Genomic DNA, 23,424 nt, shown 5'->3' with positions numbered 1-23,424 from the left:
AAGAAGAGGAAGAAACAGGGACTACGGAGCGAAGCATCGTCCGTAAGCTTCAAGAATAAGCATCACTGAAATAACAACGGGGCCTTAGCTCAGCTGGGAGAGCGCCTGCCTTGCACGCAGGAGGTCAGCGGTTCGATCCCGCTAGGCTCCACCATGATATGATTTAAACAATTGATAAACAATAACCGGGTTTACTTCTGTGGTTCAATTAATATGTACGTGAAATAATAACACATGTGATTTCAACTGAAATCACATGTGTTTGTTTTTACAAATCGTAACAAGACGTAATGGTGTAAATAAAAAATCACCCCGTAGGAGCAGCCTTTTACGTTCCATTTGTTTAATAATTCATGTGGCAACAAAATAACTCTCTAACCGCAACTCAGTTCGAATTCTATTGTACCACCTTCTGGATTAATTTCTTCCGCTAACGTATTTCGTCTTGCATCAAGTTCGACGGTACCTTTAGCATATATCCCATCTCCACTTATTTCTACCCCATCTATGTGATCTACACTTCTTGCGGAATAGACTTCTCCGTCCCCAATAGTCTCTCCACCGTGATTGATATTCAATTGAACTAACGAAACTCTATTAAAGTCATAATCTATATCGTCATCATCCTCCGCTCTAGGATAACCAACAAGTAACGTGGCTGTTTCGTCCGAATCATCTTGTGAGACTTCTTTTTGAAAGCGTTCTCCCATCGGTCTGCACATAATATCATCAAATTCCATTTCTTCCCCTTCCCAAGTAACTTTAAAAAACTCATCCCTATCGGCACTTTCTGAATCCGTCCCACTGCTGGAATCTTCACTGCCATCACCGCCAGAGCATGCTACCAGCATCAGAGTTGTTACCAACCCCATCATGAAAATCAACGGTTTAAAAAGTTTGTGCTGCATTACTAAACATCCTTCCCTTTAGATTCAAATTAGGAAAAAAAACAAAAAACATGCAACGCATTGGCGTAAGCATGTTTTTGTCCTTTCCATAATCAGTGTAAAAAGAAAAGGTTAAATTGTAGTTAAATTTTTGTGAGAAATGACATTTCTTAAACATGGATGCCTTTCCTTTTTCCTTAACTAGAGGGTGTTTATTTCGAAAAACTCATCATGGAATGTCAGTAACAAGTCAAAAAAAGGAAAGGAACACTGATTTAACAGTTTCCTTTCCCAGTATAATTAGTTATTCTTATAATAGGTTAATTGGTATTTATTTAGTAGTTTATCTAGATAAGTACTAATTTGTACAACTTCTTTGGAAATCCTTTGGTTACTAATAGACATTTGATGCATTTTTTCTCGTGCAGATTCAATTTCATCTAATAATTCTTGTTGTAATATTTTTTTATTCATGGAGTAACCTCCTCTTATAGTTAAATATTTTAATTTAATACTTGGGATAAATCTTGTAGTGGCTAACCCTTGTCCTAGCTACTAATATCATTTTACCCACAAGCTTAAATAGTGAAACATGGATTTTTCACTATAATTTTTATGATTTTTTTTTTCTCTGATGATAAAATTAAGTTATTGTTTTGAAACCTTTTAGAGGGTGTTTTCGTAAAGGAGATGACCCCGCGAAGCGGAGGTAACTAAAAAATGGATGCAGTTGTCAAAAAAATAATAAAAGAAGTAAAAAAAGGAGACCAACAGGCTTTTTCCGAACTTGTTGAACTATATAAGGACAAGGTTTATCAAGTAGCATATCGAATGCTAGGAAATTCTCATGAGGCACAAGATATTGCACAAGAAGCTTTTTTAAGGGCATATACTAACCTAGATTCCTATGATGTGAATCGTAAGTTTTCCACTTGGCTATTCCGTATTGCCACAAACTTAGCAATTGATCGGATTCGAAAGAAAAAACCTGATTTTCACTTAGAGGATCATGTTGCTGGTACGGAAGACCTTAATTATTATTCACAAATAGCAACCGAGGAAGAATTGCCCGAAGAACAAGTGGTGAAGTTTGAAATGCAGGAATGGGTTCAAAAAGAAATAATGATGTTGCCACCTAAGTACCGTTCTGCAATTATATTAAAATATATGGAGGACCTTTCTTTGAAAGAGATAAGCGAAATTTTAAAACTTCCTGTAGCAACTGTTAAAACAAGAATACACCGAGGAAGGGAAGCTTTACGAAAGCGTCTGAGAGATTCATAAGTCAAGGAAAGGAGGATCCGGTGATGGCTTGCAAGAATGAATATAGTATATTAATCCACAAATATTTAGATGAAGAAATGACACTTTTGGAAAAAAAGAAGTTAGAAAATCACATCATTAAGTGTAAAGATTGTGAAGGGCATATGAGGGAACTACGAAAGACAGTAGCAATCGTTCAAAGCGCTTCTCATATTGAAGCACCGATTAACTTCACTGAAAGTGTGATGAACAAACTTCCAAAAGAAACAAATACGAATCGATGGAAAACACGGTTGAGAAAACATCCAATCTTGTTGACAGCCGCCGTATTTTTCTTAGTTTTTGTTATGAGTATCTCTTCTATTTGGAATGATAGTACTAAAGAGATTGTTGTCAAAGGTGATGGCCATTTTATAGTCGATGAAGAAAGACGTGTTGTTATCATTCCAGAAGGTGAAACGATATCAGGAGATATTATAGTTAGGAATGGAAATATAGAAATTGAAGGGGAAGTACTTGGTGATATTACAATCATTAACGGGGAGATTATTAAATCTGATATTAGTAACGGGGAAAACTATTTAGCCTCTGCTGGTCATGTGGCTGGGGAGATTCATGAGATAAACCAAGTTTTTGACTGGTTGTGGTATAGAGTGAAGGCGTTTTTCTCTGACGTTATAAATTTTATTAACTAATGTTTTTATGAAAGAAGACACATGGTACGCTTTTGAGAGCTATGTGTCTCTTTTATTGACTTCATTAAAATAAATAGTATATGTTGTCCATATATCGTATAAAAATAAAGGGCAAGTCTTATTACTGCAAATAGTTGGAGAAAATATTATTATATAATTTATGTTATAATGTTTTAATGGAAAGACTTTGATATGTTTTGGGGGATAAGCGATGTTTGAAGACATTTCTCTGCTCCGAATGTTAACTATTGTTGTTGATATTACATTGGTGGCTTACGTTATATACAAGCTTATTATGGTAATCCGCGGAACACGTGCTGTTCAGCTATTGAAAGGGATTACTGTGATACTAGTTGTATGGTTTCTGAGCAGTACATTTCAATTATACACACTTCAATGGATCATGAATCAAGCTATTGTTTATGGTTTATTAGCTATTATTATTATTTTTCAACCAGAATTAAGACGAGCTCTTGAGCAATTAGGACGAGGACGATTTTTCTCAAAGAGTTCTGTTGCTCAGGAAGAAGAAATTATGACAATGATCGTACATATAGTAAAAGCATCTACCTATATGGGTAAACGTCGAATAGGTGCTCTTATCTCACTTGAGCGGGAAACGGGAATGAATGATTATGTGGAAACAGGAATTGCAATGAATGCAAAATTAACATCTGAGTTGTTAATTAATGTCTTTATTCCAAATACACCGCTACATGATGGTGCTGTAATATTAAAGAATAATGAAATAATGGCAGCAGGTTGCTATTTGCCCTTATCGGAAAATCCTTTTATTTCTAAGGAATTGGGAACAAGGCATCGAGCAGCACTGGGAGTAAGTGAAGTAACAGATGCAATTACACTTATTGTGTCTGAAGAAACAGGGGCTATTTCGGTGACAAAAAATGGGGAACTACATCGAAATTTAGATGAGGAGGCCCTTCGGACATTGCTAGAAAATGAATTAATGAAGCAGGAAGGTAATGGCTCCTCTTCCCGTTGGCAATGGAGGGGAAAGAAAAATGGATAAATGGTTTAATAATCCATGGTTCATTAAAGGAATATCTGTAGTCATTGCTATCTTATTATTTCTTATGGTTAATTATGAGAATGTCAATAATCAACCTGGAGGCATTCCGGGAATATCAAGTACGAGTAGGGAATTGGTTGACGTACCTCTGACTGTTTATTATGACGAGGACCGACATGTCTTAACAGAAGCTCCGGAAACAGTTCAAGTTACTGTAAGGGGACCTAATAACATACTTAACCAGTTTCGATATGCTAGGCAAAATTATGAAATATTTGTGGATCTTCGGGAAAAAGAAGCGGGTACCCATTATGAAAGGGTACAATATCGAGATTTTCCAAACGGCATTACTGTTACAGTCAGTCCATCTACGGTTAGAGTTATTACACAAGAAAAACAAACGGTTTCTTTCCCTGTAGATGTGGAGTTAACAAATCAGGGCGCAATTGAAGATGGGTATACGGTTGGTACCCCACAAGCTACCCCTTCTAGTGTGGACATTACTGCCGCACAAGGCCTTGTGGAACAAATAGCAACAGTCCGAGCAAGTGTGGACGTGACTGGAAGAAATGCAACCTTCCAGGAAACCGCTTCTGTAACCGTACTTGATCAGAGTGGAAATGTATTAAATCTAAATCCAGATCCCCCTGCCGTAGAAGTAACCGTTCCGATTACTAGTCCTAACAAAGAAGTTCCATTACGTATCGAGCGTGAAGGTACATTGCCAGAGGGGATGGCCATTGAGAATATTACTTCTGAACCAGGAGTAGTTACCATTTATGGACCAGTAGATGTGATTAATGACATATCATTCATCGATGGAATTAAAATTAATTTAAGTGATATTACCGGGGATGACGTTATTGAAATACCTGTTCCCGTTCCTAATGGCGTGGAAAGGGTGGAACCGGAAACAATATTAGTTACTGTGGACGTTTCTCAAGAAGAGACGAGGGAGTTTTCTGAAGTACCTATTGATGTGACCGGTCTTCAGGAAGGGCGAAGTTACACCTTCTTGGAGCCGGATGATGGGGTAGTAAATCTAGTTTTAATGGGAAGCCCAGGTGTCCTTGGACGGATTGAAAGGGGAGAATTCCAGCTTTATGTGGACTTAGAAGGACTAGGGGATGGGGAACATGAAGTACCTCTCCTGTTTAATGGTCCACAGAATGTAAGGGCTGAGGGACTACCTTCTATATCCATACTCATTTACGATAGCGATTCGGAGGATGAACGAGAAGAGATAATAGAAGATGATCAGTCAGGAGATACATCTTAACGCTGAGATTTAAATTGGTTGAATGAAAAACCTTAAGGAGAGATTTACATGGGAAAGTTTTTCGGAACTGATGGAGTGAGAGGAATAGCAAATAAAGAATTAACACCAGAATTGGCTTTTAAACTTGGGCGTTATGGTGGTTATGTTTTAACGAAGGAAACAGACAAACCGAAGATTCTGATTGGAAGGGATACACGGATTTCTGGTCATATGTTTGAATGTGCCCTTGTTGCTGGACTATTATCTATTGGTGCAGAAGTTATGCGTTTGGGGGTAATATCCACTCCAGGAGTAGCGTTTTTAACGAAAGCCCTAAGTGCAGATGCGGGAGTGATGATTTCCGCATCCCATAACCCTGTGGAGGACAATGGAATTAAGTTTTTTGGTTCTGACGGATTTAAACTATTAGATAGTCAAGAAGCGGAGATTGAAAAGTTACTTGAACGAGAAGATAGTATGGAAGATGATCTTCCCCGACCGATCGGTGGAGATATTGGCCAGGTCAACGATTATTTTGAAGGTGGTCAAAAATACTTACAATTCCTAAAGCAGACAGTCATGGAGGACTTCTCAGGATTACATATTGCTGTAGACTGCGCAAATGGAGCAGCCTCCCCTTTTGCAGCTCATTTGTTTGCAGATTTGGAAGCAGATCAGATTTCAACCATTGGTTCTACTCCAAATGGTGTCAATATAAATGATGGAGTTGGCTCAACGCACCCAGATGCCCTTGTGTCCCTTGTTTTAGAAAAGGGAGCAGATATAGGTCTTGCTTTCGATGGAGATGCCGACCGACTGATCGCTGTGGATGAAAACGGGAACATTGTCGATGGAGACCAAATTATGTTTATCTGTGCTAAGTATTTAAAGGAACAGGGCAGGTTAAATCAAAATACAGTTGTTTCAACGGTAATGAGTAATCTTGGTTTCTATAAAGCATTAGAAGAAAATGGTGTGGAAACGAAACAAACTTCTGTCGGTGACCGATATGTGATGGAAGCAATGCGAAATGGATCGTTTAACCTTGGTGGGGAACAGTCAGGACATATTATCTTCTTGGATTTCACAACAACAGGAGACGGTTTGTTAACAGCACTACAACTATGCAGTATTCTAAAGGCGTCAAACAAACCTTTATCAGAATTAGCTGCGGAGATGCCAAAGTATCCACAAAAACTAGTGAATGTGCGTGTTGCCGATAAACATGCATTAACAAATAATGAAGTCATTGCTGTAGAGATTGATGAAGTGGAAGCAGAAATGCAGGGCGAAGGACGTATCTTAGTGCGCCCATCTGGCACAGAACCACTAGTTAGAGTAATGGCAGAGGCACCAACAGAAGAAATGTGTAACAAGTATGTTGAAAAAATCGTTGACGTTGTAAAAAGAGAGCTTGGCTCAATAGACTAAAATAAAATGCATGGAAATCACATTGCTGACTTCCATGCATATTTTATATTATCCACTACCAAGTGGAACGGTTGAAATTGGAGTTGACCGTATTTCTGACAATGTAGTATGATTAATAAGATTCAAGAAGAGAGGAGGTTTCAAAGAAGATATTTTTAAAGAAGCGCCTGGACTAATCTAAGGGAACGGAATCTTGATTAGTTGACGAGGAGGAGGTTTATCGAAGCATTCGGCGGATGCCTCCCGGTTGATTCATCACAACCGAAAACAATTATCTAAAACGAAAAGGTGACTTTTCGAACAAAAGTAATTGTATTGATGAAGATTATAATTGGAAAACTAATTTATATAAAGAGTGGGGCAAGAATGCCCCGGTGTTTCTTGCCCTACTAAGGGAGGAAATAGTTATGTGTGGAATTGTAGGATACGTTGGAACAGAAGATGCAAAAGAAATTCTGTTAAAGGGACTGGAAAAGTTAGAATATAGAGGATATGACTCTGCGGGTATTGCAATTGTGAATGATGAGGGAGTGCATGTCTACAAAGAAAAGGGTCGAATAGCTACTCTTCGTGAAAGTGTCGACCAGTCAGAATCGGGATTGATTGGTATTGGTCACACACGCTGGGCGACCCATGGGGTTCCAAGCCAAGTAAATGCCCATCCCCATCAAAGTACAAACAAGCGCTATACGATTGTTCATAATGGAGTTATCGAAAATTACGAACAGCTGAGAAGGGAATACTTGGAAGATGTTGAGCTTGCAAGTGATACAGATACAGAAATTATTGTGCAGCTTGTGGAACGCTTTGCTCGGGAAGGAATGTCTACAGAGGAATCATTCCGCAAAGCATTAAGTCTTCTAAAGGGTTCTTATGCCACTGCTTTGTTAGATAACGAAGACAAAGAGACTATTTATGTTGGGAAAAACAAAAGTCCATTACTCGTCGGCTTAAGTGATGGTGTCAATGTGGTAGCAAGTGATGCAATGGCAATGCTCCAAGTAACGAATGAATATATGGAGCTAATGGATAAGGAGATCGTTATCGTATCCCGTGAAGAAGCTACCATTAAAACACTGGATGGCAAAGTTGTGAACCGTGAATCCTATATTGCGGAACTGGATGCAAGCGACATTGAAAAGGGAACGTACCCTCACTATATGCTCAAGGAAATTGATGAGCAGCCTTTTGTAATTCGCAACATTATTTCTAAATATAAAGATGTAGAGGAAAACATTAAGCTTGACGAGACTATTCGCCAGGCAATGCTTGATGCTGATCGAATCTATATTATAGCGGCAGGAACTAGTTATCATGCAGGTCTTGTGGGAAAACAATTAATCGAAAGAATTGCCAATAAACCTGTAGAAACGCATATTGCCAGTGAATTTCTATACAATATGCCACTACTAAGTGAAAACCCACTCTTTATTTTTATTTCTCAAAGTGGTGAAACAGCAGACAGCCGTGGTGTGTTAGTGAATGTCAAAGAAATGGGCCATAAAGCACTTACAATCACGAACGTACCAGGATCAACACTTTCACGAGAGGCAGATTTTACATTGCACACGTATGCAGGCCCTGAAATTGCTGTGGCATCCACAAAAGCTTATACCGCACAAATGGCCGTTTTAGCTATACTTGCAGTAGATACTGCCAAGGCAGCGGGAATTCAAATAGACTTTGATCCCCTTCAGGAACTTGCAATCGTTGCAAGTGCTATGGAGACATTAACGGACAAAAAAGAAGTGTTGGAGCAAATTTCCAGGGAGTATTTAAGTGTCACTAGAAACTGTTTCTTTATTGGCCGCGCCATTGATTATTTTGTAGGTCAAGAAGGAGCGTTAAAATTAAAGGAGATTTCCTATATTCAAGCAGAAGGTTTCGCAGGCGGTGAATTAAAGCATGGGACGATTGCATTAATCGAAGAAGGAACACCTGTAATCGGTATTGCCACTCAGGAACATGTTAACTTAAGTATCCGCGGAAATATGAAGGAAGTTGTTGCACGTGGTGCATCTCCTTGTATGATCAGTATGGAAGGGTTAGAGGAGGCAGACGATGCCCTCGTTATCCCACACGTGCACGAGTATCTTACACCACTAGTAAGTGTCATTCCATTACAGCTTATTGCGTATTACGCAGCATTACACCGAGACTGTGACGTGGATAAACCAAGGAACCTTGCAAAGTCAGTGACAGTGGAGTAATGTAAGAATATACTAGTATATGTGTTTGTCTCCATAAAATAATAAGGTTCCAGAGAAAAAAATAACGTTCCAAATCCGAAGGTTTTTCCGGTAATTTTCCGGCGAGCCTTCGGATTTTTTATTCGCCAAATTCAACGGGTTTTCAATCGTAGTAGAACCTCATTTTCAATCAAAATCAATCCTAATGCAATTGAATGAAAACCTAGGCTAAAAGATGGTTAGAGGAACAATTGAATATTGATTATTCTAAGAAAATGGAATATAATGGCGTAATATTTATTTTTAAGTTGGGAGGATATGATGAAGCAGAAAGATGCTGTTAAGGCCATTTCGCAAAGTTTAATGAAGGATGAACTTGTAAAGGCAATCTTTTTAAAAGGTTCTATGGGTAGAGGTGAATATGATGAATATTCGGATGTAGATCTTTACTGCTTGGTCGATGAAGAAGATGAAGAGTTATTTTTAACACGACGATTAAAGCATTTAGAGACATATAGAAAGATATTGTTTTATGAAGATTTCTTTATCATTGCACCTCAAATCATTGCAGTCTTTGACAATCTCCTTCATGTAGATTTATATACTGTTACTGAAAAGAGTTTCAAAGAAAAAGATTATTTCCATGTGTTGTATGATCCAGAAGCCAGGCTAACTAAATTTCAATCCACTCAAAATTTAATTCTTTCCTTAGAAGAGTTTAGCGACTGTGCCTATGATGTCGCATGGTATCTATTTCAATATAATAAGGCAAGACAGAGAGGAAACGACATATGGGCCGTGGAAATGTTGCAACATGTTATGGTCAACTTTTCTAAAGTATTATTACACAGGTATAAACCAGAAAAAGCTCAATTGGGATTAAAAAGTCTTGAATCACAATTACCTCCTATTCAACTCGACAAAGTAAAGATAATTTTCATGTACATAACGCCAAATTTTCATAAAAAGGCAGTGTATAACTTAATTAACTTAATGAGTGATGAAATTAATTGGATAGAATCCAAGGTGGAAAACGATTCTCAAGCAGTTCCATTTTTGAAAATGATGATAAACTTGCTAATTCAGCCAGAAGAGGAAGAAAAAAGTAGTTAAGTTTACATGGAAGAGAAAGTAAATTTCTATTAGAAAAAAACTATAATATCCAATTGGAGGTTTTTATGTTCATTGTAAATGTAGAGGGTGCGATATATAAAGATGATAAATGGTTGATTATTGAACGAAGTAAAAAAGAGGAACATGCCGGTGGATTGCTATCACTTGTTGGCGGTAAAGTTGAACAGGAAGGGAATACATCAGATATTTTAGAAAGAACTGTGAAACGTGAAATAAGTGAAGAAGTGGATGTAAATGTAAAAGAGAAATTAAAATACGTACATAGTACATCTTTTGTAGCTGATTCGGGTGAAAATGTAGTGGATATAGTATTTCTGTGTGAATATGACTCTGGTAAGGCAATTGCCAAAAGTCCTGATGAAGTAGAGTCAATAAACTGGATGACAGCTCAACAAGTATATGAACACCCTAATGCTCCCGATTATTTAAAGGTGAGTATTAAAAAAGCTGAGAATGTTAAGAGTGCAATTGTTGCCTTGTAGGTTTATAAAAGGAGGAAGTATGAATAAAAATATATACATAATTAGACATTGTGAAGCGATAGGACAATCTTCTGATTCACCATTAACGGAAAGAGGATTAACACAAGCAAATGAACTATCTGACTTTCTATCGGATATAAAGGTGAAGGTTGATAGAGTTATTTCCAGTCCTTACTTACGAGCGGTTCAAACGATAAAGCCATTTGCAGAGAATAAAAATATAGAACTTGAGATGGATAGTCGACTAACTGAACGTATACTTAGCTCCACCTTTTTTTCAGATTGGATGGATAAACTGGAAGCAACATTCAATGATATGGATTTGAAGTATGAAGGTGGAGAATCCAGTAATGAAGCCATGAATCGAATGGTAGAAGTTGTAAATGATATTGTGGCAAGTGATTTTGAAAGTACGATTATCGTGGCACATGGAGGTGTTATATCCTTATTATTAAATCACTATGATAAAAAATTTGGCTTTGAGCAATGGAAAGGTCTGAGTAATCCAGACGTGTATCAATTAAGCATCTTACAAAACAACTTTGATATTAAACGATTATGGAATGATTTTGATTATCAATTTAATACTAAAAATCGTGTGTAATTAATATTGGAAAGTATTGTACATGAGGTTATGATTATACAACGACCATCTGAAACAAAGAACTTTACAGAAGAGTTAAACGGGTCAATTGTATTAGGAGAATTAACCACTAATAATGGTGATAAATTACCAATGATGTGTAGTCTTGATATTGAAGACGACGAGGTATCAATTAGTTCAGTTATTTTTTATAGCAATGAACAAGACGACTATTATGCCTTAGAAGATATGGTTAAAAAAATTGATTTGCCTTTATCTTTTAACATTAGTCTTACAATCAATGGAAAATACAATCTTTGAAGTTCACTGCGAACAAAGTGGACATTTATAAGAATGATATAAAACCACATCTGAATTAATTTGTTATTCAGCTAACGGCTACCGTTCGACAACATCAAAGTTAATATTTGGCACACGGGGAGGAGAAATAATATTGATGAAGTTAATAATGAAATCGGTGATCTTTTCCATTGTAGTACATATGGTTTATTTTACAGTAATCATTGTCCAGGGCCTAATTCTCACCAAATCTTACGTCCCTGAAATTGTCGAATCTTATGAAAATGTCACTTATCTTCAACAGGAGGTTACGTTCGGTTATGTCATTAATGCATCATTTTTTGTGTTTACATTCCTTGCGGTAGCAATAATAGGAGCTATCATTTTCCATCTGCTCAAAAAACGGGTACAAGTGACAAGATAATCAACTGTTTTTACTGCCTATAAAAACACATTTACTCAGATTTCATCGTCTGATAATTTTTTTATATAAAAATGAAAGTATGTATAAAAAGAAAGGAAAATCATGTTTCATTCTTTGTCGGGATTTTGAAAGGAAAGACGATATTCCTCATTTAGGCCATTAAGTAAGACAAAGTTTAACTCTTTTTCCAACGGTGGTGACGATTCTTATCTTTCCTTGAAAGAATTTGATTAACGGTTTTCAAGATTCGCTATTTCCTTCATGCTACAATGATTTCACATTAAAAAATTGGACAAGCTGAAGGAGATGTTAACATTGTATTTACAAGATAGCAGATACGAAGAAACGAATTCAGATTCATTCATCGCTGTAGTTTATTTGGTTACAAGCTTCATTATTACATACGGTGCGGTAACATTTTGGAACACATATATTTGGCATATTCCTTTTAATGCAGTTGACTATCTGGTGAAACCATTCCTATTACTTCCCCTCGCTGTTGGTATTCTAGCCATCATTTTTAATTGGACAAGTCTATTGTACAGGGAGTTGGAGTCGTTTTTATATATTTCCGTTGGATCCTGGATCTTTTATCATTTCAATCAGCAGATACCATTTACTGTCATTGATGAAGCACAACATAGAATTGGTAAAGTGAATTATCATTTTTTGGAAGATATGTGTTTGGAAAATGGGGAAAGGATCTCCTTGAAAAATAGAAAAATAGTTAGCCACCAACAACCATTTTATGTCTGTGAAAAAACTGGAAGGAGTGTTTCTCCGTCCTTTATGATGCAAAGGAGGATATATAATTTTATAGCTCAAAAGAAAGAAGTGGTACTTATAAGGGGACCTACGTAAGTACAACCACAACTCAAATAAAGGATCAATAATGAAAGAAACCGATAATCTTAATCTGGATTACCAACCCCTCTCTCCCAATAGTTCTACTTCATATAGATAAAAAACTGCTCATGCCACAGGGCAGTTTTTTGGTGTTGTTTTCTTTTTTTAGATTTCGTGAAATCTGATAATTTGTTTTCTTTTCCTAGCCCGTTGTATGATGAGATTAAGATAATATAAACAGACTAATTTACATAGGAGGTTTTGTCTTTGAAAATAGAAGTTTGGTCTGATTTTGCCTGTCCCTTTTGCTATATAGGAAAACGGAGGCTTGAGCAGGCAATGGAACATTTCCCGCATCGTCAAGAGGTTCAGATTATTTTCCGCAGTTTTCAATTGGATCCCTATGCGAAGGTAAATAATAGTGAGGATTTATATGATGTTCTCGCAAGTAAATATGGAATGAGCCGTGAAAAAGCTAGGCAAATGTCTAATCAAGTGAAAGAACAAGCGAAAGAAGTGGGACTAGATTTTCAGTTTGATACAGCGGTTCATACAAACACAGGTGATGCTCATCGATTAGCCCATTACTCATATGAACATGGGAAAGGGCTGGAAATGACTGAAAGACTGCTTAAAGCATATTTTACTGATTCTCTGCACCTTGGGGAACATGAAGTACTATCAGATTTAGCAGTGGAAGTGGGTCTTTCCAGAGAAGGCGTTCAACGTATGTTAACAAAGGGAGATTACCAGTCAGAAGTAAAAATGGATCAGGAGAACGGAAGTAAATTAGGTGTCCGTGGAGTTCCTTTTTTTGTTTTTGATGAGAAGTATGCGATTTCCGGAGCCCAGCCCTACGCTGTTTTTAAAGAGACGCTAGAAAAGGCTTGGGAGGAAAAACAGAAAATTGAATTTGTAAACCCAGACGATACTATTAGCAATCAATGTTCCGACAATTCCTGTGACAGTTAATAAAACGTTGCTATGGAGCAACTTATGAAGGTCAAGATCGAAAGGGGATAGTAAAATGGAGAAAAAGTTTTTTCAAAAACCAAATATTTATGTTGGCCAAGTCAATATAAATGTCATGGATTTGGAAAAATCATTGCAGTTTTATAGGGACTTTATTGGTTTTAAAGTGTTGAGTACCAATGAGCAGAAAGTCACCTTAACTGTCGATGGAAAACACCCGTTGTTAACATTAGAATCACCAAGGGATGTCCTCCCAAAAAATGAACGGGCGACAGGGTTATATCATTTCGCGATCCTTTTGCCAGGCCGTACCGATTTATCTGCTTTTTTGAGGCATGTTATTCAAGAGAATTACCCAATAGGGGCATCTGATCATTTAGTGAGTGAGGCAATTTATTTATCTGATCCTGATGGCAATGGGATTGAAGTATATCGGGACCGACTTGAGGAAGAATGGAATTGGCGGAGTGAAGAAGTGTCCATGGCAACAGAACCATTGGATGGTCAAGGAATTCTTGCTGAGACTGATAAATTGTGGGAAGGTCTTCCGAAAGGCGCGATCATTGGACATATTCATTTGCATGTATCTGAATTAAAGTCCACCGAAGAATTTTATGTGAAAGGCTTAGGGTTCGATGTTATGACACGGCGTTATCCAGGAGCATTATTCCTTTCCACAGGGGGATATCATCATCATATAGGCTTAAATATATGGAATGGCATGGGGGCACCTGCTCCGGAGAAAAAGAGTGTCGGCATGAATTGGTTTTCCCTTGAATTTTCAGATACATTGAGTAGAGAAAAAACAGTGAGGCAGCTGGAAAACATCGGTGCCAGTATTCAATCAAGAGGGAATCAAATCTTGACTAAAGATCCATCCGGAAATCAGATTGTATTAAAAGTAACGGAAAAATAAATGCCCCCTTTTCCCGAAAGCTAAATGTACATTAATTTGCCTGTGATTTTTTCAGAACTTTAAAGGCTTCTCCAGATGTGATAGATTATAGTATAGACAGATCAATTTATACTGAATAGTGACTATCAGGTCGTTGATGAGGAGCGGTACACATGAAAAACAAGAAGATCTATTCCAAACCATACCGAATATTTCAAATAACATTATTCATAGGAATTATATTTGCTTATACAATCTTTTTAATCGCAGGGAGTGATACCCCGTTAGGTGGCGTTCTGCCTGTGGAAATGGTTCATTTTGTCGTCTTGTTATTACTAGTTATGCAAGTTCAAACTCTCATGGATATCTATCAAAAACACAATAAATGGACAGACGTAATCTTTAGTATGATGACAACCTTATTAGCAGCATTTTTAGCAGTTTGGTTTTACCTCGAAAATGTCCATGTTGCTTTCACAGTTGTATTAGGATTTATTGCTTTTTCCATGGCTTTAAATGTAGCCCGGGGAATTGCTCAACTAAATAAGAAAGATACAGAGTAAAAAAAACCAGTCTCACGCCCAATGGCCCGAGACTGGTTTTTTAAAAAGACAATGTATAAGTTTTTTCACCTTCGGGTCGGATCACTTCAGGCAGGCTACTACCTGAGCCGCGCCCTTGCTGCCTTGCGACGAGTAATTGCAGGAGCACAAGGAAGTCAAAGAACGGACTTCTAGCTACTTCTTCGAATTCGCTGTCCAACGAGCGTTTACTTCAGTGGCAGCACGCGAGCGATGCTGCCCGTCGAGTTAACTTCGAGTTCCCTCGACGGACAGGACGTCCTAATATCGGGCATGCCACAGGACGTGGCGCTTTGCCTGATGAACGGACAGGACGTCCTAATATCGGGCATGCCACAGGACGTGGCGCTTTACCCGATGAACGGACAGGACGTCCTAATATCGGGCATGCCACAGGACGTGGCGCTTTGCCCGATGGACGGATACTCTTCAGAGCAATGCTAGTAGAGGAAGAGGCACTGCCCTACGCTCGTGACCCTAGACGCTTGCGCTTTTCTTAATAATGAGCTAATAATCCTTTGTTCATCGCAAAACGTTCACAATAGAAGAAGAATAATAGTCCAATAACAAAATAGAAAATGGCATTGAACCCAAGAATGAGGAAATCAACCATAGGAATCTGAGTAAACGTAACGCCTTCAATCATCACCGCTCGAACGAGATCAACCCCTTTTACGAAAGGGAAAAATGCCAAGAAAGGGGCAACTGATAATGGAACAAAGGTCAAACCAGCCAAAATAAACTGTAAAATCTGCAAAAATGCTTGAACTTGTTTAAGAATGATAGATAACCCGGCGATGATGAAACCTAACCCAAACATACTGATTATCGTAAGTATAAGAATTGGTAAAATCGTACCCACATCAATATTTAACCATTGGCCAGAAGTGAACATGGATAAATAAAGGAGGGCGATAATCATAATAAAATTAATGACTGTCGATGCAATGAGACGCATCAACATAATCTTCCAGATTCCCATTGGAGACATGGAGAGTTGCTCCAATGTACCCCTCATTGCCTCATTTGTTATTTGCCAACCGATGGCATTTACGGTCATCATGGCAAAAAACCAGAATATATAATTCACAATGGTAAACTGAATGTTGATGTCCTGGGTAGTTGGATCACCGATAATTTGAATTCCAAAGAACATACCAATGAAAAGGATATAAAATGTGAGAACCATAGCGATAGTATTTGGCAAGTACCGCTTCATTTCAAGATATTCTTTACGTAAATTTGCTTTAAGAAGATTGAACCAAGACATTTTGCTGTTCCCCCTTTACAATCTTCATAAAAATTTGTTCGAAATTGATTGTACCCCTATCAATAGATTCAACTGGAGTCATATTCATTTTCAAAATATCAAATAAATCATATATTTCTTCACTTTTTGCAAGGTCAATTTCCAATTTTGAACCAATGGTATCCGGTGTGTATTTATAATCAGGGAATTTTTGATCTAAAAGTATTTGTTGCTTTTCGCTTAACAGTGCACTTAAGGAAATAGTATAGGACCTTACCTCAAACAAGCGTAAAAGATTTTCCACTTTATCGTCTGTGACAATTTTCCCTTTGTTAACAATAATGGTACGATCGCACAAGTCCTGTACAACATCCATATCGTGAGTACTGATGATGATTGTTCGGTCATACTCTTGAACTATTTCTCGGAGTAATTCCCTTACTTCATAACCCGTTTCCACATCTAGGCCAAGAGTTGGTTCATCCAGTAAAATAACGTCGCTCTCCGCAAGCATTGCTACCGCGATGGCAAGCTTCTGCTGCATCCCACGGGACAAGCGATTCACAAGTTCTTTCTCTTTATCCTTCAAATGAAATTTAACTAACAATTCATCAATTCTGTTTGCCACATCCTTTTTGGACTCCCCTCTGTTCCCGGCGAAGTACTCCAGATTTTCCCTCACTGTTAATCTCCAATAGAGGTTACGGTTTCCTTCTAGGACAGCACTAATATGACGTAATGATTTTAACCTTTTTTTCTGATTGTTTTGACCATTAATTGTAATTGTCCCTGAGTCAGGAATCAATAAACCACAGATCATTTTGATGGTTGTTGTTTTACCGGCACCATTTGGACCAAGTAGTCCAACAATTTCCCCGCGATTAACTGAAAATGTAACATCGCTAACAGCTTGAATTAACTCTTTTGTTTTTCTTTTTTTATAAGTTTTTCTGAGACTCTTAACTTCAATTACAGGTTCCATCTTTTTCATCCTTTCAAAAAATCATTTTCTGTAATCTAATAATATAATTTAATTAGTTCTCCTACTACAATCGACAGGAGGATAAACAATCAGTCTCCAGACGGAGATTTAATTGGAGTTTGATTAATCACTTAAAAAAATATAATAAATCACTTGACGAATATTAATATGTATTATATATTTAATTACATAAAGTAAGTAACTAATTAAAAATAAGTTTATACGACATTTTTCAACAAGGAAAATGAAAAAACAGGAGGTTTTATCATGTCAAAATTTACGTTAGACAAAGTACACAGCGGTATCGGGTTTCAAGTAAAACATATGATGATTGCAAAGGCAAAAGGGGAATTTAAGGATTTCGATGTGAAGCTAGAAGGGGATCTTCAAAATCTTGAAGGACTAAATGTGGAGGTTACGGTTGATGCAGCATCCATAGCTACTAAAAATGAAGACCGAGATGGTCATCTTCGTTCCGCAGACTTTTTTGATGTTGAGAACTATAGCACTATTAAAGTCATAGGAGAATCCGTTAAAAAAATCTCTGATGATGAGTATGAGCTGACTGCAAATGTAACAATAAAAGATACGACTAAAACAGAAACATTTAAAATCGAGTTTAACGGTACATCTAAAAATCCAATGGATGGCAGCACTGTTACTGGTTTTGATGTGGAAGGGAAACTAAATCGGGAAGATTACGGCCTAACTTGGAATGCACCGTTAGAAACTGGTGGAGTGTTAGTAGGAAAAGAAGTGAAACTGAGCGGAAATTTTGAGTTTATCGTAGAGTAATAAATAATAATTCTAAAGCGTAGCCAAAAGGTTACGCTTTTTTAATGTGAAAAAGTGTTGACATTTTAAGTAAATCCGAATATTATTATGAGTGTACTACATCACTTAATACACTTAGATCAAATGGGGGTTGAGGTACTATGATCTCATGGAAAAAAATAGTTTTCTTCATAATTTGTTTTCTCCTACTCACCGCATGTATTAACGGTAAGGAAAAAATGTTGCGGGATTATGGCGGAACATATGTGGGGGATGCTTCCACTGTATCTTCCTTGGTTAGAAGTTTACTTGGTGGTGATACTCCATTTGGATTGGATTTAACAGATCAAGTAATAAACGTTAATTATATTTATAGACCGGACCAAAACAGTGAACCTGTAGGTTACTGGTCAAACTTAGACAATATGGAAAAAGGATTTTTATTTAATCTAGTGTATTTAACTATTCTTGTACCGAATGCGAACGGATATGTCTTTAACCTTGGTGAAGAGTACAGCTTTTCAATTGCAAGGGAAACGATGGTGGAAGAATTACAAACCATATTTTCGGATTTCCCAACAGAAGATGAAATGTGGGATCAGGAAAGGATAAAACAATTCATAAGAGATAATCAGGATTTTATTATTGAGTTAGTGGAGAATGAGAACTACATTCGCGTTTTTTTTGATAGATATAAAATTGTAACTGAAAGTTGATGGATGATTCGTTCGGTAGAAGGAGGAGGGTGAAAGGATATGACTGGTGAAAAGAAAAAACAGGAGTTATTCTCTACCATGTATGAGGAGCACTACTTAAGAATAAAAAACTATATTGGTGGCATGGTGCGTGATAGCTACTTGGCTGAAGATTTAACACAAGATACATTTGTGAAAGCGTATAACCATTATGAGGCACTGGAAAAAAAAGAATCACCCAAAAATTGGCTTTATACAATTGCCTATCATATAACAATTGATTACATTCGAAAAGTGAAACCTATAATTCCTTATGACAGTGACTTTATTTTAATGAATTTGAAAGATCATCATCCAGATCCATCCGTTATTATGGAAAAAAGGGAGACTTCTGAGGAATTACAAACTGTTCTACATAAACTGAAACCAGCCTATCGTAATGTAATCGTCCTCCGAAAGTTACATGAACGAACGATTAAAGAAACTTGTGATGAACTAGAATGGTCTGAAAGTAAAGTGAAGTCTACTCTTCATCGGGCAATTCCATTGTTAGAACAAGAATTAAGGAAAGAACTGGTCGTTTGATGATAAGAAACCAAATTTCAATTCAGGATACGGATAGAAGGCTATTCCATTTGTGATCTGGCTTTTCATGATGACGATATTGTTAAGAATGGTTTGGAAAAATAAAGTAAGATAGTATTGACATTGTTTTCCTCTCTCAGTAAACTGATGGAGAAAAGTAATATATTGATCCCTAATTATAAGGAGTATGTTTTATGAGTGTGAGTGTTCTTAACTAATCCGTAATTAAATACGGTCTTGAAACGACATAAAAAATGAGCCTGTTGAAGGCTTATTTAGTGTTGATTCGAGGTTTGATAAGAACAAAAGCATCATAGCAGAAGATACTCGATCCAGGGCTATGGCATATTTGTCATAGCCTTTTTATTTGTTTTTAGGTGGGGCCTGAAATTGTGAAGTTATATCCATTGACTAAGGTGCTCATTCAATTATATTGGGGATCAATAGGAGGGATCGAATCTTCCAGCTGCAATGACGTGTTGTTCATTGCGGTTTTTTTTATGAAAATTGATGCTATTAAAACGGAAACTACTAATTTACCTGCAGAAGATGAACCGGCCTTAGGAGCTTGCAGGAACTAGGCAACATTTTACTTACTTTGCTTTTTGCGAGCTAAAAAATTTAGAAGGAGCTTAATCCAATGAAAAAACATACGATGGAAGCATTGCAATACAACAGGATTTTACAGGAGTGCGCAAACCATGCCTTTACAAACAGGGCAAAAGACACGATTAAAAAATTGAGTCCAAAGATTAATAGGAGGGTAATCGAAAGGGAATTACAGGAAGTGGACGAGGCGGTAGAGATATTGAAACTAAGCGGTAGTATTCCTCTTCATAGTTTAGATGATATAAGTGCCTATTTGGAGCAGGGGAATAAAGGGCTTTTCTTAAGGCCAGAGCAATTAGCAAACATTGTATCCTTTTTAGATCACTGTACAAAGCTGAAGCGTTTTATGAAGGATAAGCGGTATATAGCTCCGATCATCAGTATCTATACGGACTCCATAGAGGAGCTGGGTGATCTGGAAGGGGAGATTCAGCGTTGTCTAAGACATGGTCAAGTGGATGACTACGCCAGTCAAGAATTGGCGCGCGTTCGAAAGCAGATCAATATCCTAGTTGCCCGGTTGAAGGAAAAAGCAAACCAAATGACTAAATCAAGGAAATTTACTCCTTATTTGCAGGAGCGGCATGTATTGGAGAAGAATGACCGGCTAGTACTTGCCATCAAACGGGAGTACCGAAGTAAGGTGAACGGGACAATTATCGATTCTTCTGCAAGTGGGGCCACATTATTTGTGGAACCAACAGAACTCAGCGAACTTCAGGAGGACATTCAGATGCTTCGATATTCTGAGGAATACGAAGTGGAGCAAATTCTTTATACCCTTACTGGTATGGTGTTGGAAAAAGAGAATGAAATGAAAGTAGCAGTGGATGTGATGCACCAATATGATGTTATTTTTGCAAAAGGGAAATATAGCCGGCAAATCAATGGAACTGCGCCACTTATAAATGAAGAATTTACCATTGATTTGAAAAAGGCCCGTCATCCAATGTTGGGTAAAGAAGCAGTGCCCCTTACGCTTACGTTTGGGGAGGTGGACCATGGGCTTATTATTACCGGTCCGAATACAGGGGGAAAGACAGTAACGTTAAAAACAATTGGATTACTCACAATGATGGCACAAACGGGACTTCATGTACCAGCGGAAAAAGGGACGAATCTCCACTTATTTCACCACGTGTTCGTAGATATTGGAGATGGGCAAAGTATAGAGGAAAATTTAAGTACCTTTAGTTCCAGGCTTGTAAATATCATTGAGATACTTCAAGAGACGAATGATCAAAGTCTTGTCCTTTTGGATGAACTGGGATCTGGAACAGATCCTGGAGAAGGAATGGGGCTTGCTATCGCCATTTTAGAACAGTTGTCAGAGAAAGGTGCAACGATATTTGCCACTACTCACTACAGTGAAATGAAGGATTTCGCTAATGAACGGAAAGGCTTTATGAACGGATCCATGGAGTTCGACTTGGAAACATTGAAACCAACGTATCGATTAATTCTTGGCAAGGGTGGAAAAAGCCAGGCGTTTGATATTGCATTAAAGCTTGGAATGCATCCTGACATTATTGAAAAAGCACACAAGATAACCTATAAGACGGAAAAAAACTTTAAAGGAGAAGATTCAGAATTCCTTAAAGATTCTAGGTTTGAAAACCAGGTCGTTGTGAATAAATTTTCCCGTAAAGCATTAAGAACCGATGGGAAAAAAACCTCTGATAAAGACACGACCTTATTTTCTCAAGGGGATAATGTGATACTTCCTGCCACCGGCGAGATGGGTATAGTTTATGTGGGACCGGATGATCTGGGAGATTATATCGTTCAAGTTAAGGGTGAAAAGCGGAAGGTGAATCATAAGCGTATGAAACTATATATTCCAGCATCTGAATTGTACCCTGACGATTATGATTTTGACATTATCTTCAAGTCCAAGGAATATCGGAAAAAGAAGCATTTGATGGAACGGAAGTTTGTAGAAGGATTAGTTAATGAGGAGGAATAGCAAAGCCAAAGCACTGGATCCGAAAACTTGTGCGTCCGTCATGGAGTAACCATATTAGGTGCTTATGATTCGAATTTCCAAGACTTCTTGTCATCCTTCGTCATGCGCAAATGTCGTACTGGAAAAATGGAAAAAACCATAAACACTATGGTAATGTTTAAGGAGAATATAAATACTGTCATTCCAGTATAGTAGGAGGGAGAAGTGATGAGAGATTCTTCTAGCCGTGATTTGATGGGTGATATTTATAAGGAGTATGAAAAGCGTGGAGGTTTTGATAATTTAGCTGGAAAAGGGAAGCCACTGTCACAGGAAACATTAAAAAGTGATCCCCTAAATAGCGTATTGAAAAACGCTAATTATTTGCCAGAATGGATTAAAGCTCAGCACAAGGTAAGAGAAGCAATACTTCAATTGCTAAAAAAGATAGAAAACGGGACAGTTTCAGATAAGGAAAAAAAGGATGGAATGAAGGATATAAATCAGTTAATTAAAAAGTATAATCGGTTGTGCCCAGCAATGTTACAAAAGGCACCAGCATCTCTGGAAACTTTGGAAAAAGATAAAAATAAGTGGCTTTAGAATCTTTTTTTCACAAAACGTACGGGTCCTAGATCTCGTACGTTTTTGTGTTTATTCATATTTAATGTTGGGAATAAGGAAAGGGATGTAGGACATAATAAGGGTGATTTTGGTAAAGGCTCCATCACTCTCGTAAATTTTTTCAATGTAAAGGGGTAATAAACTATGTCAATTAAGCTAGCGATAATCTATTATAGTTCTACCGGTACAAACTATAAGTTGTCACAATGGGCGAAAGAAGGTGCTGAGGAAGTTGGTGCAGATGTAAAGTTATTGAAAGTACCAGAATTGGCTCCAGAAGAAGCGATTGATTCTAACCCTGCATGGCGTGAACATGTCAATGCTACAAAGGATGTTCCTGAAGTGACTTTGGATGATTTAGAAGAGGCAGATGCCATCATATTCAGTGTTCCTACTCGTTTTGGAAATATGCCGGCACAAATGAAGCAGTTCCTGGATACAACAGGGGGATTGTGGTTTAACGGCAAACTCGTAAATAAAGTAGTGAGTGCTATGTCTTCAGCATCCAACCCGCATGGAGGTCAAGAAGCGACCATACTTTCTCTCTATACGACGATGTTCCATTGGGGAGCCATCGTGGCTGCACCAGGATATTCCGATCCAGTTACCTTTGAGGCAGGCGGTAATCCATATGGAACGAGTGTAACTGTAGATCAAGATGGAAATATGAAAGAAGATGTAACCGCTGCGGTAAAATACCAGGCAAAGCGTACAGTTGATATTGCCAAACGTATTAAAGAAGGTTCTAAATAATACTTAGCTTCCGTGACAGTTGTAATCACGGAAGCTTTTTTATGAAGAAAAAAAGAATGATGTTTTCTTATCTTTATTAAGCGCCAACGACGAGCGTTCCTTCTTGATGGCGGCACGAGAGCGATGCTTGTAAGAATAGGCATTGCCCTACGCTCGTGACCAAAGGCGCTTGCGCTTTTCTTAAAAGGTAAGAAAGTATAAGTTTTGGCACCTTCGGGCAAGTTGTCTAGCTCCACCG

Annotated in this window: 27 protein-coding genes and 1 tRNA gene; 24 read left to right on the top strand and 4 right to left on the bottom strand. The window is 37.7% G+C overall.

Annotation, left to right across the window (positions count from 1 at the left end):
- Positions 1–78: 78 nt before the first annotated feature.
- Positions 79–154 (top strand) — tRNA-Ala (locus tag KS419_RS03110).
- Positions 155–374: 220 nt separating this feature from the next.
- On the opposite strand, the gene KS419_RS03105 is transcribed toward KS419_RS03110, so the two are convergent.
- Both KS419_RS03105 and KS419_RS03100 read right to left on the bottom strand, forming a co-directional pair.
- A complete protein-coding gene (locus KS419_RS03105) occupies positions 375–908 on the bottom strand; it encodes a hypothetical protein (protein WP_217064627.1) in 534 nt (177 codons plus the stop codon).
- A gap of 279 nt (positions 909–1,187) precedes the next feature.
- Positions 1,188–1,361, bottom strand: a complete 174-nt coding sequence (locus KS419_RS03100) for an aspartyl-phosphate phosphatase Spo0E family protein (protein WP_217064626.1) — start codon at positions 1,359–1,361, stop codon at positions 1,188–1,190.
- Positions 1,362–1,607: 246 nt separating this feature from the next.
- Between KS419_RS03100 and sigW the strand changes: the two genes are divergently transcribed.
- The 16 genes from sigW (at position 1,608) to KS419_RS03020 (ending at position 15,470) form a co-directional block, all read left to right on the top strand.
- Positions 1,608–2,171, top strand: a complete 564-nt coding sequence (sigW, locus tag KS419_RS03095) for an RNA polymerase sigma factor SigW (protein WP_217064625.1) — start codon at positions 1,608–1,610, stop codon at positions 2,169–2,171.
- Positions 2,172–2,194: 23 nt separating this feature from the next.
- Positions 2,195–2,845, top strand: a complete 651-nt coding sequence (locus tag KS419_RS03090; protein WP_217064624.1) for an anti-sigma factor — start codon at positions 2,195–2,197, stop codon at positions 2,843–2,845.
- 211 nt (positions 2,846–3,056) lie between these two features.
- Positions 3,057–3,875, top strand: a complete 819-nt coding sequence (gene cdaA / locus KS419_RS03085; RefSeq protein WP_217064623.1) for a diadenylate cyclase CdaA — start codon at positions 3,057–3,059, stop codon at positions 3,873–3,875.
- On the top strand, positions 3,868–5,154 hold the full coding sequence (locus tag KS419_RS03080) for a CdaR family protein (RefSeq protein WP_217064622.1): 1,287 nt from the start codon (positions 3,868–3,870) through the stop codon (positions 5,152–5,154). The genes cdaA and KS419_RS03080 overlap by 8 nt, the downstream gene beginning before the upstream one ends.
- Positions 5,155–5,202: 48 nt before the next feature.
- A complete protein-coding gene (gene glmM / locus KS419_RS03075) occupies positions 5,203–6,564 on the top strand; it encodes a phosphoglucosamine mutase (protein ID WP_217064621.1) in 1,362 nt (453 codons plus the stop codon).
- Positions 6,565–6,971: 407 nt separating this feature from the next.
- A complete protein-coding gene (gene glmS, locus KS419_RS03070; RefSeq protein ID WP_217064620.1) occupies positions 6,972–8,774 on the top strand; it encodes a glutamine--fructose-6-phosphate transaminase (isomerizing) in 1,803 nt (600 codons plus the stop codon).
- 300 nt (positions 8,775–9,074) lie between these two features.
- Positions 9,075–9,866 (top strand): nucleotidyltransferase domain-containing protein, encoded by a 792-nt coding sequence (locus tag KS419_RS03065; RefSeq protein ID WP_217064619.1) that lies wholly within the window; start codon positions 9,075–9,077, stop codon positions 9,864–9,866.
- 65 nt (positions 9,867–9,931) lie between these two features.
- Complete coding sequence (locus KS419_RS03060) at positions 9,932–10,369, top strand: NUDIX domain-containing protein (RefSeq protein ID WP_217064618.1); 438 nt, start codon at positions 9,932–9,934, stop codon at positions 10,367–10,369.
- Between the two features lie 19 nt (positions 10,370–10,388).
- Positions 10,389–10,973 (top strand): histidine phosphatase family protein, encoded by a 585-nt coding sequence (locus KS419_RS03055; protein ID WP_217064617.1) that lies wholly within the window; start codon positions 10,389–10,391, stop codon positions 10,971–10,973.
- A gap of 30 nt (positions 10,974–11,003) precedes the next feature.
- Complete coding sequence (locus KS419_RS03050; RefSeq protein WP_217064628.1) at positions 11,004–11,273, top strand: hypothetical protein; 270 nt, start codon at positions 11,004–11,006, stop codon at positions 11,271–11,273.
- A 133-nt stretch (positions 11,274–11,406) separates the two neighbouring features.
- On the top strand, positions 11,407–11,676 hold the full coding sequence (locus tag KS419_RS03045) for a hypothetical protein (protein ID WP_217064616.1): 270 nt from the start codon (positions 11,407–11,409) through the stop codon (positions 11,674–11,676).
- A 315-nt stretch (positions 11,677–11,991) separates the two neighbouring features.
- Entirely contained in the window at positions 11,992–12,537 is a 546-nt protein-coding gene (locus tag KS419_RS03040; RefSeq protein ID WP_217064615.1) for a hypothetical protein, read from the top strand.
- A 252-nt stretch (positions 12,538–12,789) separates the two neighbouring features.
- Positions 12,790–13,494, top strand: a complete 705-nt coding sequence (locus KS419_RS03035) for a DsbA family oxidoreductase (RefSeq protein WP_217064614.1) — start codon at positions 12,790–12,792, stop codon at positions 13,492–13,494.
- A gap of 55 nt (positions 13,495–13,549) precedes the next feature.
- Positions 13,550–14,410 (top strand): VOC family protein, encoded by an 861-nt coding sequence (locus tag KS419_RS03030; protein ID WP_217064613.1) that lies wholly within the window; start codon positions 13,550–13,552, stop codon positions 14,408–14,410.
- A gap of 152 nt (positions 14,411–14,562) precedes the next feature.
- On the top strand, positions 14,563–14,952 hold the full coding sequence (locus tag KS419_RS03025) for a hypothetical protein (protein ID WP_217064612.1): 390 nt from the start codon (positions 14,563–14,565) through the stop codon (positions 14,950–14,952).
- Positions 14,953–15,263: 311 nt separating this feature from the next.
- A complete protein-coding gene (locus tag KS419_RS03020) occupies positions 15,264–15,470 on the top strand; it encodes a hypothetical protein (RefSeq protein WP_217064611.1) in 207 nt (68 codons plus the stop codon).
- Here KS419_RS03020 and KS419_RS03015 read toward each other — a convergent pair.
- Together KS419_RS03015 and KS419_RS03010 are read right to left on the bottom strand one after the other, a co-directional pair.
- Complete coding sequence (locus KS419_RS03015) at positions 15,467–16,240, bottom strand: ABC transporter permease (protein ID WP_217064610.1); 774 nt, start codon at positions 16,238–16,240, stop codon at positions 15,467–15,469. The genes KS419_RS03020 and KS419_RS03015 overlap by 4 nt on opposite strands.
- Entirely contained in the window at positions 16,218–17,201 is a 984-nt protein-coding gene (locus KS419_RS03010) for an ABC transporter ATP-binding protein (protein ID WP_217064609.1), read from the bottom strand. Before KS419_RS03010 ends, KS419_RS03015 begins: the two co-directional genes overlap by 23 nt.
- Positions 17,202–17,468: 267 nt before the next feature.
- Here KS419_RS03010 and KS419_RS03005 point away from each other — a divergent pair, with 267 nt between their 5' ends.
- From KS419_RS03005 to wrbA, 7 genes are all read left to right on the top strand, one after another.
- Positions 17,469–17,996 (top strand): YceI family protein, encoded by a 528-nt coding sequence (locus tag KS419_RS03005; RefSeq protein WP_217064608.1) that lies wholly within the window; start codon positions 17,469–17,471, stop codon positions 17,994–17,996.
- 140 nt (positions 17,997–18,136) lie between these two features.
- A complete protein-coding gene (locus KS419_RS03000) occupies positions 18,137–18,691 on the top strand; it encodes a DUF4825 domain-containing protein (RefSeq protein WP_217064607.1) in 555 nt (184 codons plus the stop codon).
- Positions 18,692–18,730: 39 nt separating this feature from the next.
- The gene (locus KS419_RS02995; RefSeq protein WP_217064606.1) at positions 18,731–19,255 is read left to right on the top strand and encodes an RNA polymerase sigma factor; all 525 of its coding nucleotides are present in this window, start codon (positions 18,731–18,733) and stop codon (positions 19,253–19,255) included.
- A gap of 392 nt (positions 19,256–19,647) precedes the next feature.
- Complete coding sequence (locus KS419_RS02990; RefSeq protein ID WP_217064605.1) at positions 19,648–19,836, top strand: hypothetical protein; 189 nt, start codon at positions 19,648–19,650, stop codon at positions 19,834–19,836.
- A gap of 59 nt (positions 19,837–19,895) precedes the next feature.
- Positions 19,896–21,830, top strand: coding sequence for an endonuclease MutS2 (locus KS419_RS02985; protein ID WP_217064604.1), 1,935 nt, complete (start codon positions 19,896–19,898; stop codon positions 21,828–21,830).
- 207 nt (positions 21,831–22,037) lie between these two features.
- Complete coding sequence (locus KS419_RS02980) at positions 22,038–22,412, top strand: DnaJ family domain-containing protein (RefSeq protein WP_217064603.1); 375 nt, start codon at positions 22,038–22,040, stop codon at positions 22,410–22,412.
- A 165-nt stretch (positions 22,413–22,577) separates the two neighbouring features.
- Positions 22,578–23,186, top strand: coding sequence for an NAD(P)H:quinone oxidoreductase type IV (gene wrbA / locus KS419_RS02975; RefSeq protein WP_217064602.1), 609 nt, complete (start codon positions 22,578–22,580; stop codon positions 23,184–23,186).
- The last annotated feature ends 238 nt before the right edge of the window (positions 23,187–23,424 follow it).

This window comes from Evansella tamaricis (assembly GCF_019042215.1).
Taxonomy (GTDB): Bacteria; Bacillota; Bacilli; order Bacillales; family Salisediminibacteriaceae; genus Evansella; species Evansella tamaricis.
This window is presented reverse-complemented; position numbering and strand designations above follow the sequence as displayed.

Coding starts and splice junctions, on each gene's coding strand:
- KS419_RS03105 (WP_217064627.1), bottom strand. CDS start 908: ATGCAGCACAAACTTTTTAAACCGTTGATTTTCATGATGGGGTTGGTA.
- KS419_RS03100 (WP_217064626.1), bottom strand. CDS start 1,361: ATGAATAAAAAAATATTACAACAAGAATTATTAGATGAAATTGAATCT.
- sigW (WP_217064625.1), top strand. CDS start 1,608: ATGGATGCAGTTGTCAAAAAAATAATAAAAGAAGTAAAAAAAGGAGAC.
- KS419_RS03090 (WP_217064624.1), top strand. CDS start 2,195: ATGGCTTGCAAGAATGAATATAGTATATTAATCCACAAATATTTAGAT.
- cdaA (WP_217064623.1), top strand. CDS start 3,057: ATGTTTGAAGACATTTCTCTGCTCCGAATGTTAACTATTGTTGTTGAT.
- KS419_RS03080 (WP_217064622.1), top strand. CDS start 3,868: ATGGATAAATGGTTTAATAATCCATGGTTCATTAAAGGAATATCTGTA.
- glmM (WP_217064621.1), top strand. CDS start 5,203: ATGGGAAAGTTTTTCGGAACTGATGGAGTGAGAGGAATAGCAAATAAA.
- glmS (WP_217064620.1), top strand. CDS start 6,972: ATGTGTGGAATTGTAGGATACGTTGGAACAGAAGATGCAAAAGAAATT.
- KS419_RS03065 (WP_217064619.1), top strand. CDS start 9,075: ATGAAGCAGAAAGATGCTGTTAAGGCCATTTCGCAAAGTTTAATGAAG.
- KS419_RS03060 (WP_217064618.1), top strand. CDS start 9,932: ATGTTCATTGTAAATGTAGAGGGTGCGATATATAAAGATGATAAATGG.
- KS419_RS03055 (WP_217064617.1), top strand. CDS start 10,389: ATGAATAAAAATATATACATAATTAGACATTGTGAAGCGATAGGACAA.
- KS419_RS03050 (WP_217064628.1), top strand. CDS start 11,004: ATGATTATACAACGACCATCTGAAACAAAGAACTTTACAGAAGAGTTA.
- KS419_RS03030 (WP_217064613.1), top strand. CDS start 13,550: ATGGAGAAAAAGTTTTTTCAAAAACCAAATATTTATGTTGGCCAAGTC.
- KS419_RS03025 (WP_217064612.1), top strand. CDS start 14,563: ATGAAAAACAAGAAGATCTATTCCAAACCATACCGAATATTTCAAATA.
- KS419_RS03015 (WP_217064610.1), bottom strand. CDS start 16,240: ATGTCTTGGTTCAATCTTCTTAAAGCAAATTTACGTAAAGAATATCTT.
- KS419_RS03010 (WP_217064609.1), bottom strand. CDS start 17,201: ATGGAACCTGTAATTGAAGTTAAGAGTCTCAGAAAAACTTATAAAAAA.
- KS419_RS03005 (WP_217064608.1), top strand. CDS start 17,469: ATGTCAAAATTTACGTTAGACAAAGTACACAGCGGTATCGGGTTTCAA.
- KS419_RS03000 (WP_217064607.1), top strand. CDS start 18,137: ATGATCTCATGGAAAAAAATAGTTTTCTTCATAATTTGTTTTCTCCTA.
- KS419_RS02995 (WP_217064606.1), top strand. CDS start 18,731: ATGACTGGTGAAAAGAAAAAACAGGAGTTATTCTCTACCATGTATGAG.
- KS419_RS02985 (WP_217064604.1), top strand. CDS start 19,896: ATGAAAAAACATACGATGGAAGCATTGCAATACAACAGGATTTTACAG.
- KS419_RS02980 (WP_217064603.1), top strand. CDS start 22,038: ATGAGAGATTCTTCTAGCCGTGATTTGATGGGTGATATTTATAAGGAG.
- wrbA (WP_217064602.1), top strand. CDS start 22,578: ATGTCAATTAAGCTAGCGATAATCTATTATAGTTCTACCGGTACAAAC.